Raw genomic sequence first — 13,836 nt, 5'->3', positions numbered from 1 at the left:
ATCACTTTCAGCGACATTTTGAAAGATTTTCTGGTATCATGCGTGCCGTAAAAAAACTTATCCCGTACAGACGATGCATCCCACAAAGCGAAAAGCTGTTTTATTCACATCCATAGGGACGGCGAAATTAACCGACATTGATCACCGCGAACTCAACGACGACATGGTGCTCGTCAAAAATGAAGTTTCCGCAATCAGCGCCGGCACAGAACGCGCCGGGTTGATGGACCTGCCAAACCTTGGCGACCAAAGAACTCCCACGGGGAAATTTCCACGGTTGCTGGGCTATAGTGGAGTCGGGATTGTCGAAAAAGTCGGCGAAAAGGTCGGGAGCATTCAGGTTGGCGACCGTGTTTTGACCCATTGGGGGAGTTGTCATTCAAATTATAATTATGTCACTGAAGCCAATCTGCTGAAGATTGATAACAAGGGACTGGCATCCGAACACGCGGTTTTTGCGGTGATAGCCGGTTTTTCGCTTAATGGGTTGCGCAAGACACGTCTGGAAATTGGCGAGAGTGCCGCGGTTGTAGGCATGGGCATTCTCGGCGCGTTTGCGCTGGCCTTGTGTCGCATTGCAGGCGGCGCACCGGTGATTGCCGCGGATTTGAGCGAGCAGCGTCGCGCATTGGCACTCTCGCTTGGCGCTCATCATGCGTTCAATCCCGCCGACAAAGATTATATAAAGAATGTAAAAGACGCGTCACGCGGCGGTGTGAATGCGGTCATCGAAGTAACGGGATTGTCGGCCGCGTTGAAACAAGCTCTGGGATTCACCGCAAAATTCGGGCGCGTGGCCTTGCTCGGCTGCACACGCGTCGCGGAAAATGACATTGATTTTTATCAAGACGTTCATCGTCCGGGCATTGAACTTATCGGTGCGCACACGGATGCGCGTGCGAAACAGGAGTCACGACCGCACGCCTGGACATGGAAGGATGATGCCCGTGCGTTGATGGATTTCATGGCTGACGGACGCTTGGACATGTCGAAATTTCTGTCTGCAGTTTATTCGCCGCACGAGGGGGCGGCGGTTTACGAACGGCTGGCCAAGACCCCTGCCGACTTCCCTGTCGGGGCCGTGTTCGACTGGAGAAAATTGTAAGTTCCCCCCTCCCCCCCCCCCCCCCCCTCACGCACACATGTAATGAAAAAGACATTTCTGAACCAGAGCCGCCCTGTCATCACATCGCTTTTCAGTGGCGAGACACCGCGGGAACTGATCGCCAAGGCGGCCAATTCCGAATTTGACGGCGCGGGTGGCGTCGCGATCGAACTGCACGCACTCAGGCCGGAATTTCGCAACCGCGAGTCCCTGCAAAGCATCATCGAGGCGGTCAAGCTGCCATTCATGTTTTGTTTTTACCGCAAGGACGCATGGGAAAATCGCGACGACGACGCGCGTCAGGAACTCCTGCTCACCGCCGCCGATGCCGGCGCAGCGATGATCGATGTGATGGGCGATTTGTATGATCCGTCGCCGCTCGAACTCACGCGCACTCCCGCCGCCGTCGAAAAACAGATGCGTCTGATTGACGCCATCCACGCCAAGGGTGCCGATGTGGTTATTTCCTCTCACATGGCCTGTTTTCGTTCCACCGGGCAGGTGATCGAACACTTGAAAACCGTGGAAGCGCGCGGAGCCGACGTGGTGAAACTCGTCCAAACCGCCGATACTGAACAAGAGCTGGAAGAAGCAATCCGCACCACGCTCGCCTTGAGGCGCGAGTTGAAGGTGCCGTTCATCCATCTGTGCAACGGAAAATTTGCCCGTCCGCACCGGTTTTTCGGACCGACGCTCGGCGTATCCATTTTCTTCGCCGTGCAACGTTACGAAAGCGGCGCCGGTTCCCAGCCAACCATCACCGCGGTAAAAGCGGTCTTGGACAACCTCCACTGGAACATCAACGCCACATAATCCTTCCCCCCATCCTGTCACAAAATCATGAATACAAGCACGCTCCCTGTTCCATTTGGCGTCTGCGGCCTTGGACGTATCGGCAAGCAGCACTGCCGCGTCTTTTCCAAAGACCACAAGCGGTATCAGCCCGTCGCGTTTTGCGACATTGACGCCCAACGCGCTCACGACGCCGCGCAAGAATTCGGAGGAAAACCATTTTCGGATTTCGCGAAATTTCTCGCGCGGCCCGAAATGGAACTGGTCATCATTGCCACGCCGTCGCTCGGCCACGCCCGCGATGCGCAGCAGGCGCTCGCCGCAGGGAAAACGGTTTTGTTGGAAAAACCAATCGGCGTGACGGCGGCGGATTTCGAGATGCTCAAACGTCTCGACAAGGCTTACCCAGAAAAACTTTTTTTCGGGCATAATCACCGTTTTGAACCGGCGTTTCAAAACGCGCGCGCCATCGTCGCGTCGGGCATTTTGGGAGAAATCCATGCGGTGAAAATTTTCAAATCGCACGGGTTTCAGCGGCGCAACGACTGGCAAATGCGGCTCGATTGCGGCGGAGGGCAAATGATGGTTTGGGCGCCGCACATCATTGATCAGGCCTTGCAATGGCTCGGCTCGCCCGTGCGCGACGTGTGGAGTTGCTTGCGCCGCATCCTGACCTGTGGCGACGCCGACGATTACGCGCGCATCATGCTGACGGGCGAAAATGGGATGCTCGCCGAACTCGAAATCAGCAATGCCGTCGCGCTCGACGCGCCGTATTGCACGGTTTATGGCAAGCGCGGCGCGCTCACTTTCGGGCAGGATCACAAGGAAATCCGTCTCCGTTATCTCGACCCGGAATTCCAATTCGCGCCTGCTGCCGCCAGCGCGGGACAGGGCGGAGTGTGGACAAACGACCCGCCGTTGCCGTGGATTGAGGAAACCCGAAAAGTCGAACCCGAGGGCAACATGTGGGAACAGGTCGAAATCGAAATCGCCCGGCATCTTTTCGCCGCGCTTCGCGAGGGCGTTCCGTTTCCCGTGAAAAACTCCGACGCGCTGGAAGTCGTCCGCGTCACCGAAATCGTCAAACAACAAAACCCGCAGTTTCACTGGCTCGGCTGAGCGCGGAGGGAATTCACATGCAACGTGTCAAAATCGCGCAGATCGGCGTCACGCACGAACACGCCAACGGCAAAATGAAAACCCTGCGCCTGTTGCCGGAAATTTTTGAAATCGCCGGTGTGGTGAACGATCTCGAAACCGCAAAAACCGCGCGCTTCGTCCATCGGCTCGACCCGGTTTTTGACAATTCCACATGGCTGACGGAAGCCGGGGTTTTGAACATGCGCGGGCTGCAAGCCGTGACGGTCGAGGTTCCCAACATGGAATTGCTGCCGGTCGCGGAACGCTGTCTGGAACGCGGTTTGCCCATGCACCTGGACAAGCCGCCGGGCGACGATTTGGAGCGTTTTGCCCGTTTCCGGCGACGGTGCGCGGAAAAAAACGTGCCCCTGCAAATGGGCTACATGTTTCGCGGAAACCCGGCGATTCGCTTCGCCATCAACGCCGTGAAGCAGGGCTGGCTTGGCGATGTTTTTGAGGTGCAGGCCGGCATGAGTCACAACTACGGCGGCGAGCCGTATAATGGCTACCTCGCGCAACTGCGCGGCGGCATCATGTTCAATCTGGGCTGTCACCTGATTGACTTCGTCGTGGCGATGCTCGACGAGCCCGTTGCCGTGACTCCGTTCCTGAACGCCACTGCGGACGTCGCCGCGGCAACGGCCAACAACGCCGTGGCAATTCTTGAGTATCCGCGCGCGCTGGTGACGCTGCACGCGTGCAGCAAGGAAGTCGGCGGACTGCCCAAACGCCGGCTCAAGATTTGCGGCACCAACGGCACCATTGAAATTGTCCCCATTGAGCGTTTTGACGGGAAACCTCTGCTCCTGCAAATGACGCTGAAAGATGTGGCGGGCAATTTCCCCGCAGGCGACATCACGTTGAATTTTGGAGTGATCCGCGACCGCTACGAAACGCAACTGCGTGAATTTGCCGCGCTCGTTCTCCGGAAATCCGAAAATCCGTATTCGGTCGAACACGATTGCATCACGCAAAAGGTTCTCCTCGCCGCCTCCGGCATCCTGCCGCTTCATTAACCTCCCTCCCCTCCCCCCCCCCCCCCTGTGCGCACGGTTGTAGTTAGAGCAGTTTCATTTAAATTGTAGCCATTTGATACCTGGTAGGGAGGCCTCTCCGAGGCCTCCGCCGTGCGTAGTGTGGGAATGCGAAATTCATAGGTAGATGGAGCGTGGTTTCGGAGGCCTCTCCGAGGCCTCCCTACCGTTAAGATAACGGCTACAGTTTTGAATAAAATGTTCTAAAAAACTATTACACAATGCATGCCATCCTTGTTGATTCAAACAAACGCCTCGTCTGGACGGAAGTTCCCGACCCTGTTCGTCGCGAAAATGAAGTCGTGATCGAAGTTCGCGCCGCCGCGCTGAATCGAGCCGACCTCATGCAACGCGAGGGAAATTATCCGCCGCCCCCTGGCTGGCCAGAATGGATGGGACTCGAGGTGGCGGGCGTCGTGCTCGAAGCTCCCGCGCAGGGACGCTGGAAACGCGGTGACAAGGTGTGCGCGTTGCTTGGCGGCGGCGGTTATGCGGAAAAAGTGGCCGTGCCTGCGGACATGGCGCTGCCCGTTCCGTCGGGCCTGTCGATGGCGGAGGCGGCGGCGTTGCCGGAGGCATTTGCCACGTCCTACCTGAACCTTTGTATCGAAGGCGGCATGACAGCGGGCGACACGGTTTTCATTCAGGCCGGTGCCAGCGGACTGGGCATTGCGGCCATCCAGTTGGCAAAGGAACTCGGCGCGGCGGTGATGACCACGGTGGGGTCGGAGGAAAAAGCCCGCTTTGTCCAAAAGCTCGGCGCGGACATTGTCGTCAACCGCCGGAGCGACGATTTGGCGGCGGTCATGGAAAAGCATCCGGTCAACATCGCCTTGGACTGCGTGGCTGGTCCCGGACTGGGGGCGAATGTCATCAGGATGGCGCCAGGCGGACGCTGGATCGTGATCGCCACGCTGGCCGGGGCGAAAACGGAGATCGACATGAACGCGTTCTTTCGCCGCGGCCTTCGCTTGATCGGCAGCACGTTGCGCAGCCGCACTTCGGAGATGAAGGCGCAGATTTTGTCCGAGTTGGAAGCTTTGTTATGGGGGAAATTTGCTTCCGGCAAAATCAAGCCGGTCATCTACAAAACGCTGTCGATCACACAAGCGGAGCAAGCCCATGCCATCCTCCAGAATCAGGAAAACATCGGCAAAGTCGTCCTGACGCTGTGAGAAACTTAAGGAACTGATGTTCACCAAGGAGGGCGGGTCAGGAGACCTATACGCGCTAACATCTTTTCAATCGCCACGCATTTCTTGAGATTATTTCAGCAGAAAACAGCGATTTTTAGATTTAAAAGGCTGGTTTGAATCAAAAAATGAAGAAAAAAACGAAACATGTTAGCGCGTATAGGTCAGGAGACCCGCCCCCCCCCCCCCCCCGGCGTCACGCGGGCGGGGCGTCTTCGAGGAATATCCACTTTTCCACGTCGATGTGGTGGCGGTTGAGCGCCTCGGCGTATTCGGGTTTTTTGACGAGGCTTTCGGGGGAGTTCATGACCATTTGGATACGCTCGCTGGGCAGGTGGTGGCGCAGGAGCATGATGGCGGCGTCGTAGTCGCGGCTGTCGTAACCGACGGCGAGCAGGCGATAGGCGTCGTCAGATGTGCTGACGGCGCCGGCTTCAGTCATCATGCGGTCGGTGGCATGCGCACCAAAGCCCGCGCCGCGTCCGTCGTTGTGCAGGAGGAGCATGACGCCGGAGCCGTAGGTCACGATGTGTTTGACGGCTTGTTTGAGTTTGGCGCGGTTGTCGGTGGTGCGGAGGGGAAAGCGGTTGAAAATCGAATCGCTGTGCAGGCGCACCACGGGGGCGTCGTCGGGGGTGGGCGTGCCGTGCGTGAGCACGACCCAGTCCTGGTTGGTGACAATGTCGTAATACGCATGAACGCGAAACCAGTAGGGCGTTGTCAGGAGCGCGGCGAGAGGGTGGGCGGGTTCGCGTTTTTGAAAGGCGGCGAGGTTGGCGGCGTGAATGCGGACGAAATAGCGATTGCCGCGGATGCGGCGGTATTCGCGGACGAGGGGGAGGGGATCGTTCATCCAGCGCTCGATGGAGTGGTGGCTGAAGAGTTCTTTAAATTGTTCGCCACTGAGCAGGATGTCGTCACCCACGGGCGTCATGGGCAGGAAATAACTGGCGGCGTAAACGAAGCGGCGCGCGTCGCCGAGCGCGTGGGGACGGAAGGGGACAACGGGTTGGGGCGGTGAGGCGCGGTGGACGCGGCTGGCGGTGGGGCGTTGCAACTGGTGCCCGTTGGCGGCTTTGGAGGTGAGGTAGGCGAGGTTGAAGGGACCGGGCTCAAACTCCAGCGGTTCGCTGCCTGCGATGGGCAGGCCTTGGGCGCGCAGGGCTTCGATTTTGTCGGGGTTGTTGGTGAGGAGAATAAACGAGGCGCGGATGCCGAGCAGGTGGCAGATGTGGGAGATGTTTTCGTAGTTGCGATGGTCTTTCGCGAGACCCATGGCGGCATAGGCGTCGAAGGTGCTGAGCTGGTCTTGCGAGGCTTGCACGAGCATGCGGTCGCGGGCTTTGGCAAAGTAGCCGACGCCGCGGCCTTCCTGCATGAGATAAAAGAGGATGCCGGAACCTTTTTGCGCGATGACTTTGAAGGCACCTTCGAGTTGCTGGGTGCAGTCGCAATCGCAGCCGCGCAGGGTCTCGCTGGTTACGCAGGAGGAGTGCAGGCGGGTGTGCAGGGTGGTGGCTCCGCAGATGTCGCCGTGCGTGAGGGCGAGGATGTAGTGTTTGTCCGTGATGTCCTGAAAGACGTAGGCGCGAAACGCCCCATAGCGCGTGTCGAGCGCGCAGGTGGCGAGGTAGATGGTGGTGCCATAAACCGGGCGTTCCGCCGCGTCGGCCAGCGCGCGCAACGCGCCCGCGCCGTGCTGGAGCGAGTCGATGAGGCTGGCGAGTGTGGCGGGTGTGTCTGGCATGGCGAGAACGAGAGATGGGCCTGTCTGTTGTCAGTTCGGTTTGGTTCGGCAGTTCGTCAGAAAAAATTCAGTAAATCCACACCCAGTCGCGGGCGCGCACTTCTTCGTAAAGCATCACGATATCCAGATTGCCCATGAGCACGCAACCGTGGCTTTGCGGCGTGCCGAGGATGGTCTCGTGGTTGGTGCCGTGGATGTAAACGTAACGGTCAAACGTATCCACATTGCCACCACGATTGACGCCCGGTTCGAGTCCGCGCAGGCGAAGGATGCGGCTGGTGATGAGGTTGGGGCGCTGGTCGGCGTCGGGCAGTTCGGAGAAGTGGCGGCCAGTGGGGACGCGCGCCTTGAACACCATGCCGGGCGGCTGGCCGGCCCCGATGCGTTCGCAGATTTCATGGAGGCCGCGCGGCGTGCCGAGGCTGTCCTTGATGTTGCTCGGCGGACGCAAAGACGTGGATATCACATAGCTGCGCACAAGCGTGGGCAGGGCAGGGGGGGGGGGGGAGCAGTTGTTAAAAAACTGCATGGTCTGGGTTTCGATGCATACGGAGAGGAGCCGTTCTGCGGGCTTGATGCCGAGACGGGCGGCTGTTTGCATCACCTTTTCCCAAGGATTAACCATCGTGAATAATCGTTTTGTTGAAGTAGTAGGCATCGTCGGCGCCACGGGCGCAGTCGGTCAAGAATTGGTCCGCCTTTTGCAAGAGCGGAATTTCCCAATGAAGTCGCTGCGGCTCTTCGCCTCGGCGCGTTCGGCGGGCAAGACCATCGAGTGCGGCGGCAAAAAATACACGGTGGAAGAAGCCAAGCCCGGCGTGTTCGCGGGCGTTGATCTGGCGTTTTTCGCTGCGGGCGGCTCGGTGACGCGCGCGCTTGCCAAGGACGCCGTTGCGGCGGGCTGTCTTGTCATCGACAAGAGTTCGGCCCTGCGCATGGAACCCAACATCCCGCTCGTCATCCCGGAAATCAACCCGGAGAAGCTGCGCAAGCACGACGGCATCATTGCCAATCCCAACTGCTCCACCGCCATCATGCTCATGGGCCTGTGGCCCTTGCACCAGAAGTTTGGCGTGAAGCGTGTCATTATCTCCACCTACCAGTCCGTGTCCGGCACCGGAGCCGAGGCCGTGCGCGAACTCGAAGCCCAAGTGCAGGCGCACGTGAAGGGCGGCGAGATGGTGAAGAAGGTTTATCCGTATCAGATCGCGTTCAACTGTATTCCTCAAATCGATACGTTCGACGCGACCGGCTACACCGGCGAGGAGACCAAGATGGCGCAGGAGAGTCGCAAGATCATGGGCCTGCCCGACCTCAAAGTATCCGCCACCACGGTACGCGTTCCCGTGGTGCGTGCACACTCGATCTCGGTCAGCGCCGAGTTCGAGCGCCCTGTTAACATCGCCGATGCTCGTGCCGCCATCGAGGCATTCCCGGGCGCGGTGCTTGTGGACGATGTTGCGAACAAAAAGTATCCGACCCCGCTCGATTTTGCCGAAAAGGTGAAGTGCGGCGTGGGTCGTCTGCGCATCGACACGGCGTTTGAAAACGGCCTCAGCTTCTGGGTCAGCGGCGACAATCTCTGGAAGGGTGCCGCGCTCAACGCCGTGCAAAACGCCGAACTCATGATCCGCGAGGGCCTGCTTGGGGCGAAAAGCTAAAAGCTTGTCACGCCCGTGCGCTGCGCGTTTTAGTCCACGTTTTCACTTTTTCTCAGGACGCTTAGCTCAGTTGGTTAGAGCATCTCGTTTACACCGAGAGGGTCGGGGGTTCGAGTCCCTCAGCGTCCACCATCTCGCTTCCGATTACAGTCCGCTTTTTTTCCAGCAAACCACCACCTACACTGATGCGACACACGATCTCCGTCCTCGTTGAAAACAAGTTCGGCGTCCTGGCCCGCGTGGCCGGCATGTTCTCCGGTCGCGGCTTCAACATCGACTCGCTCAACGTTGCCCCGACGCACGACTCCGGGCTCTCGCGCATCACCGCTGTCCTCAAGGGCGACGACGCCGCGCTCGACCTCGCCACCAAGCAACTCCGCAAGCTGGTCAACGTCGTCGATGTCGTGGACTTCACCGAAGGCGAGGCCGTGGTCCGCGAACTCGTTTTGGCCAAGGTTGCTGCCACCCGCCAAAACCGCTCCGAAATCATGCAGATTTGCGACATCTTCCGCACCAAGATTGTCAACGTCTCGCAAGATTCGCTCATCATCGAAATCACCGGCGACGAAGGCAAAGTCTCCGCGTTTCTCAAAATCCTGGAGCCCTTCGGCATTCTCGAAATCGCCCGCACCGGCGTCCTCGCTCAAAAACGTTAACACACCTTTTCACCCACCATGCCTGCCAAAGTATACACCGAAAAAGACGCCGATCTCGGCGTGTTCAAAAACAAGACCATCGCCGTTCTCGGCTACGGTTCCCAGGGCCACGCACACGCCCTCAACCTCAAGGATTCCGGCGTCAAGGTCATCATCGGCCTCTACAAAGGATCCAAGTCCAAGCCTGTCGCCGAGTCACACGGCTTCGAAGTCGTTGACACCGCCGAGGCCGTCCGCCGCGCCGACGTCATCATGGTGGGCCTCCCCGACATGAAGCAGGCCGACGTTTACAAAAACGACATCGAGCCCAACCTCACCAAGGGCAAGACCCTCGTCTTCTCGCACGGCCTCGCCGTCCACTTCGGCCTCATCAAGCTCCCCAAGGACATCGACTGCATCATGGTCGCCCCCAAGGGCCCCGGCCACATGGTCCGCCGCCTCTACGTCGAAGGCAAAGGCATGCCCGCCCTCATCGCCGTCGCGCAGGACAAATCCAAGCAAGCCAAGAAGACCGCCCTCGCTTGGGCCAAAGGCATTGGCTCCACCAAAGCCGGCGTGCTCCAGACCTCCTTCAAGGAAGAGACCGAAACCGACCTCTTCGGCGAACAAGCCGTTCTTTGCGGCGGAGCCAGCGCCCTCGTTCAGGCCGGATTCGAAACCCTCGTCGAGGCTGGTTACCAACCCGAGATGGCCTACTTCGAGTGCCTCCACGAGCTGAAGCTCATTTGCGATCTCATGTATGAATCCGGCATCGCCGGCATGCGCTTCTCCATCTCCGAGACCGCCAAGTATGGCGACATCACCCGCGGTCCCCGCGTTGTGAACGCCAAGACCAAGGCCGAGATGAAGAAGATCCTCAAGGAAATCCAGACCGGCAAGTTTGTGAAGCAATGGGTCGCCGAATACAAAGGCGGCCTCAAGAACTACAACAAGCTCCTCAAGGACGGCGAAAAACACCAGATCGAGAAGACTGGTGCCTACCTCCGCGGCATGATGCCCTGGATGGCCAAGAAGAACATCAAGGGCGTGCAGGCATCCTACGCCAACTAAGCTGCCGCCGCTTGTTGCGAACCACTCAAGGCACCGCCAGGCATCCGGCCTGCCGGTGCTTTTTTTACGGAGTGAATTAACCACAAAGACACGCTGTCTTACCCGGTAGGGAGGCCTCTCCGAGGCCTCCGCTTCTCGCCCACCCCCCCCTGCCTCTCCGCCTCCCAGCCACCACGCCACCACGCCACCACGCTCCAAACACCAACGCGTTTCGCATCCTCACACCACGCACAGCGGAGGCCTCGGAGAGGCCTCCCTACCAGGTAAGCAAAGACCAGTTAGGCGATGACTACAAAATTCTCAAAAGCACTCTGATCCACTACGCCGCTCAATTTCCATCCGCAGTTTTCTTCTCCGTGATTTTCTCTCTGTGTCTCTGTGGTTAACTTCTGAATCCATGCCCGCACCCGCACTTACGCTCACCCTCGCCACACGCAAAAGCCCGCTCGCCCTGGCCCAGGCGGAGCAAGTTGCCGCGCACCTGCGTGCCACATTCGCCGCGCCCGGAACGGACATCGAAATCCGTCTCCTGAAAATCACTACAACCGGCGACCAACGCGCCACATGGTCGCTCGAAAAACAAGGCGGTAAAGGACTCTTCACCCGCGAACTCGAACAAGCCCTCCTCAACGGCGACGCCGACCTCGCCGTGCACAGTTGCAAAGACCTTCCCGGTGACCAACCCGATGGCCTCACCATTGCTGGCTACCTCCCGCGCGAAGACCCGCGCGACGTGCTCATCCTGCGCGAAGACCTCCCCCCCCCCCCCCCCCCCGCTAACGCCTCTGATGCCATCCCGCGCACCATTGCCACCAGCAGCCCCCGCCGCCGCCAGCAAATCGCGATGCTATTCCCCGACGCGCAATTCACCGAAATCCGCGGCAACGTGGACCCCCGCCTCAACAAACTCGCCGGACGTCATGCCAATCCCGATACGAGTAATCCCTCATCCCTCCCTCCCCCCCCCCCCCCCCCCGTTGCCGACGCCACCCTTCTTGCTGCCGCCGGACTCCGCCGACTCGGCATCACTGGCTGGCCGGGACTCACCTTTCATCCGCTCGGCTTCGAACACATGGTGCCCGCCGTTGGACAAGCCGCCATCGCCCTCCAGTGCCGCAGCGCCGACGCCCCCCGCTTCGCTCCGCACCTCGACGCCCGCACTGCCCGCGCCGTGACCTTGGAACGCGCCTTTCAAACCGCCCTCGGCGGCGGCTGCCAGACCGCCCTCGGCGTCCATGCAGGCGACGACACCCTCTGGTTTTACCACGAAGAAATCGGCCTGCGCAGCCTCCCGCTCTCGCCTGCCGACTTCGCCGATCCCAACGGCACCGCCCGACGCATCCTCACGCATTTCGGATTTTTTAAACAAAACCACTAATGCACACTAATTGGCACTAATGACCAATCCCCAGAACTGTATCAGGAAACAAATGACAACCCCATGCCACAACCCCATCATTTCAAAAACCAACACACCCATTTTTTTATCATTAGTGCCCATTAGTGTGCATTAGTGTGCATTAGTGGTTAACTTTTTTTCCATGACCGACCAAGCGACCACGACCAAATCCACCAAACCCATCTCTGCCACCGGCACTGTTTATCTTGTCGGCGCGGGTCCCGGCGATCTCGGCCTAGTCACCTTTCGCGCCAAGGAACTCATCTCCACCGCCGACGTCCTCGTTTACGATTACCTCGTCCATCCCGAACTCGTGAAATGGTGCCGCCCCGAATGCCAGATCATCTACGTCGGCAAAAAAGCAGGCTTCCACTCCGTCCCCCAAACCGAGATCGAAAAAATCCTCGTCGAACACGCTCGCGCCGGACGCCGCGTTGTGCGGCTCAAAGGCGGCGACCCCTTCGTTTTCGGACGCGGCGGCGAAGAAGCCCGCACGCTTGCCGCACACGACATCCCCTTTGAAGTCGTGCCCGGCGTCACCGCCGCGCTCGCTGCTGGAGCCTACGTCGGCATCCCGCTCACGCACCGCAACAGCAACTCCGCCGTCCTCCTGCTCACCGGACACGAGGACGTTGAAAAACATCAACTCGCGCTCGACTGGCGCGCGTATGGCTCACTCAAAAACACCACGCTCGCCATCTACATGGGCATGGGCCGCCTGCGCCAGATCATGGACGAACTTCAGGCCGGCGGACTCGCGCCCGACACGCCCGCCGCCGTCGTGCAATGGGCCTCGCTCGGACGCCAGCGCAGCGTTGTCGCCACCGCCGCAACGCTCGCCGACCGCGTGACCGAAGCCGGACTCGCCTCACCCGCGATCATCTTTGTCGGCGAGACCGTTCGCCAGCACGAGACCATCGACTGGTTTGAACGCCTCCCGCTCTTTGGCCGCCGCGTTGCCATCACCCGCACGCGCGACCAAAACAGCGAACTGCGCGAAAAACTCGAATCCCTCGGAGCCGAAGTGATCGAACTCCCGCTCATCACCATCAGCAAGGACGTGGACAAACACGGTCTCGTCGAGATTCTCACCGAACTCGGCAGCTACGACTGGATCGTGTTCACGAGTGCCAACGGCGTGCGCTTCTTTTTCGAAGAATTTTTCAAAGGCTTTGACGACGTGCGCGCTCTCGGCCTGCTCCGCTTCGCTTGCGTTGGACGAGCCACGGCGCGCGAAATCGAAAAGCACCATATCAAAGTCGAGTGCATGCCCGCCTCCGCCACCGGCGAGTCGCTGGCCGACGCTCTCATTGAAACCGACAGCCTCGACAGCGCCAAAGTCATCGTCGTGACGGGCAACCTTAACCGCGACATTCTCGTCAAAAAACTCGAAGCCGCCAACGCCATCGTTGACCGCCTCCTGCTCTACAAAACCGAGCGCACCGATCTCACCAACGATCCTGTGGCCGACGACTTCCGCCAGCGCGGAGCCGATGCGATTCTCTTCGCCAGTTCCTCTGCTGTGCAGTCGTTCGCAAAACACGCCGCCGCCCTGCAACTTGCCCCCACCGCCCGCCATCCGCTGGCCGGGAGCATTGGTGCCCTCACCAGCGCCACGATGCGCGAATCAGGCATGGCGGTCGATTTTGAGGCAGGCAAACCCAGCCTCGATTCACTCATCGCTGCCATGCAGAAGCGCCTCGCCGAGTGATACCCTTTTTCGATCGAAGCACCAAACAACAAAACTCCGCGCCTTGTAGGACAGCTCCACGCCTCCGCGTGAGATGTTTATTTTGGTTCTTCGACGTTTTCGGTGGAAAGATTTTCTTGGATTGTTCGCTGTTTTGAACGCCAACGGCATTCTGTCCCATAACCACTTGCAGAACGAACCAGTTGTAATCCCCTGCGGGCAATCTCCCCCCCCCCTTAGTTTACGCAGAGTTGGCCCATCCAACTCCCACAGCCACTTGCATGCAATGTGCATGGCATTGAACGCGTCGCATCCCACGAGATGAAACGGCAGATGCTCCGGAGGATTGCCCACCTCGGCCTCCAG

At 59.4% G+C, this 13,836-nt stretch carries 12 protein-coding genes and 1 tRNA gene; 11 read left to right on the top strand and 2 right to left on the bottom strand.

The window, feature by feature from the left end:
- The first annotated feature begins 73 nt into the window (after window positions 1-73).
- The 5 genes from OBACDRAFT_RS23750 (at window position 74) to OBACDRAFT_RS23730 (ending at window position 5,249) form a co-directional block, all read left to right on the top strand.
- Window positions 74-1,105 carry a zinc-dependent alcohol dehydrogenase gene (locus OBACDRAFT_RS23750; protein ID WP_043589555.1) on the top strand — a complete coding sequence of 344 codons (1,032 nt, stop codon included), beginning with the start codon at window positions 74-76 and terminating at the stop codon, window positions 1,103-1,105.
- A 42-nt stretch (window positions 1,106-1,147) separates the two neighbouring features.
- On the top strand, window positions 1,148-1,918 hold the full coding sequence (locus OBACDRAFT_RS23745; protein WP_043589554.1) for a type I 3-dehydroquinate dehydratase: 771 nt from the start codon (window positions 1,148-1,150) through the stop codon (window positions 1,916-1,918).
- 27 nt (window positions 1,919-1,945) lie between these two features.
- A complete protein-coding gene (locus OBACDRAFT_RS23740; protein ID WP_043589553.1) occupies window positions 1,946-3,019 on the top strand; it encodes a Gfo/Idh/MocA family protein in 1,074 nt (357 codons plus the stop codon).
- 17 nt (window positions 3,020-3,036) lie between these two features.
- Complete coding sequence (locus OBACDRAFT_RS23735) at window positions 3,037-4,056, top strand: Gfo/Idh/MocA family protein (protein ID WP_043589551.1); 1,020 nt, start codon at window positions 3,037-3,039, stop codon at window positions 4,054-4,056.
- Window positions 4,057-4,295: 239 nt separating this feature from the next.
- Entirely contained in the window at window positions 4,296-5,249 is a 954-nt protein-coding gene (locus OBACDRAFT_RS23730) for an NAD(P)H-quinone oxidoreductase (protein WP_043589549.1), read from the top strand.
- 214 nt (window positions 5,250-5,463) lie between these two features.
- Here OBACDRAFT_RS23730 and OBACDRAFT_RS23725 read toward each other — a convergent pair whose 3' ends face one another.
- Window positions 5,464-7,014 (bottom strand): GTP cyclohydrolase II, encoded by a 1,551-nt coding sequence (locus OBACDRAFT_RS23725; RefSeq protein WP_043589547.1) that lies wholly within the window; start codon window positions 7,012-7,014, stop codon window positions 5,464-5,466.
- Window positions 7,015-7,081: 67 nt separating this feature from the next.
- Window positions 7,082-7,615, bottom strand: a complete 534-nt coding sequence (locus OBACDRAFT_RS23720; RefSeq protein ID WP_043589574.1) for a L,D-transpeptidase — start codon at window positions 7,613-7,615, stop codon at window positions 7,082-7,084.
- A 25-nt stretch (window positions 7,616-7,640) separates the two neighbouring features.
- On the opposite strand from OBACDRAFT_RS23720, the gene OBACDRAFT_RS23715 reads away from it, so the two are divergent.
- The 6 genes from OBACDRAFT_RS23715 (at window position 7,641) to cobA (ending at window position 13,491) form a co-directional block, all read left to right on the top strand.
- Window positions 7,641-8,675: an aspartate-semialdehyde dehydrogenase gene (locus tag OBACDRAFT_RS23715; protein ID WP_043589546.1), complete on the top strand. Its 1,035-nt coding sequence runs from the start codon at window positions 7,641-7,643 to the stop codon at window positions 8,673-8,675.
- A gap of 55 nt (window positions 8,676-8,730) precedes the next feature.
- Window positions 8,731-8,807 (top strand) — tRNA-Val (locus OBACDRAFT_RS23710).
- Between the two features lie 53 nt (window positions 8,808-8,860).
- Window positions 8,861-9,331 carry an acetolactate synthase small subunit gene (gene ilvN, locus OBACDRAFT_RS23705; protein ID WP_043589544.1) on the top strand — a complete coding sequence of 157 codons (471 nt, stop codon included), beginning with the start codon at window positions 8,861-8,863 and terminating at the stop codon, window positions 9,329-9,331.
- Between the two features lie 18 nt (window positions 9,332-9,349).
- Entirely contained in the window at window positions 9,350-10,381 is a 1,032-nt protein-coding gene (gene ilvC / locus OBACDRAFT_RS23700) for a ketol-acid reductoisomerase (protein WP_043589543.1), read from the top strand.
- 397 nt (window positions 10,382-10,778) lie between these two features.
- Window positions 10,779-11,759 carry a hydroxymethylbilane synthase gene (locus tag OBACDRAFT_RS23695; RefSeq protein ID WP_043589541.1) on the top strand — a complete coding sequence of 327 codons (981 nt, stop codon included), beginning with the start codon at window positions 10,779-10,781 and terminating at the stop codon, window positions 11,757-11,759.
- A 163-nt stretch (window positions 11,760-11,922) separates the two neighbouring features.
- A complete protein-coding gene (cobA, locus tag OBACDRAFT_RS23690; protein WP_052362492.1) occupies window positions 11,923-13,491 on the top strand; it encodes a uroporphyrinogen-III C-methyltransferase in 1,569 nt (522 codons plus the stop codon).
- Window positions 13,492-13,836: the final 345 nt, after the last annotated feature.

This window comes from Geminisphaera colitermitum TAV2 (assembly GCF_000171235.2).
Classification (GTDB): Bacteria; Verrucomicrobiota; Verrucomicrobiia; order Opitutales; family Opitutaceae; genus Geminisphaera; species Geminisphaera colitermitum.
This window is presented reverse-complemented; position numbering and strand designations above follow the sequence as displayed.

Excerpts from the sequence above, each read along its gene's own strand:
- ilvN (WP_043589544.1), top strand. The coding sequence starts at position 8,861 with ATGCGACACACGATCTCCGTCCTCGTTGAAAACAAGTTCGGCGTCCTG.
- OBACDRAFT_RS23735 (WP_043589551.1), top strand. The coding sequence starts at position 3,037 with ATGCAACGTGTCAAAATCGCGCAGATCGGCGTCACGCACGAACACGCC.
- OBACDRAFT_RS23720 (WP_043589574.1), bottom strand. The coding sequence starts at position 7,615 with ATGCAAACAGCCGCCCGTCTCGGCATCAAGCCCGCAGAACGGCTCCTC.
- cobA (WP_052362492.1), top strand. The coding sequence starts at position 11,923 with ATGACCGACCAAGCGACCACGACCAAATCCACCAAACCCATCTCTGCC.
- ilvC (WP_043589543.1), top strand. The coding sequence starts at position 9,350 with ATGCCTGCCAAAGTATACACCGAAAAAGACGCCGATCTCGGCGTGTTC.
- OBACDRAFT_RS23740 (WP_043589553.1), top strand. The coding sequence starts at position 1,946 with ATGAATACAAGCACGCTCCCTGTTCCATTTGGCGTCTGCGGCCTTGGA.
- OBACDRAFT_RS23730 (WP_043589549.1), top strand. The coding sequence starts at position 4,296 with ATGCATGCCATCCTTGTTGATTCAAACAAACGCCTCGTCTGGACGGAA.
- OBACDRAFT_RS23695 (WP_043589541.1), top strand. The coding sequence starts at position 10,779 with ATGCCCGCACCCGCACTTACGCTCACCCTCGCCACACGCAAAAGCCCG.
- OBACDRAFT_RS23750 (WP_043589555.1), top strand. The coding sequence starts at position 74 with ATGCATCCCACAAAGCGAAAAGCTGTTTTATTCACATCCATAGGGACG.
- OBACDRAFT_RS23745 (WP_043589554.1), top strand. The coding sequence starts at position 1,148 with ATGAAAAAGACATTTCTGAACCAGAGCCGCCCTGTCATCACATCGCTT.
- OBACDRAFT_RS23725 (WP_043589547.1), bottom strand. The coding sequence starts at position 7,014 with ATGCCAGACACACCCGCCACACTCGCCAGCCTCATCGACTCGCTCCAG.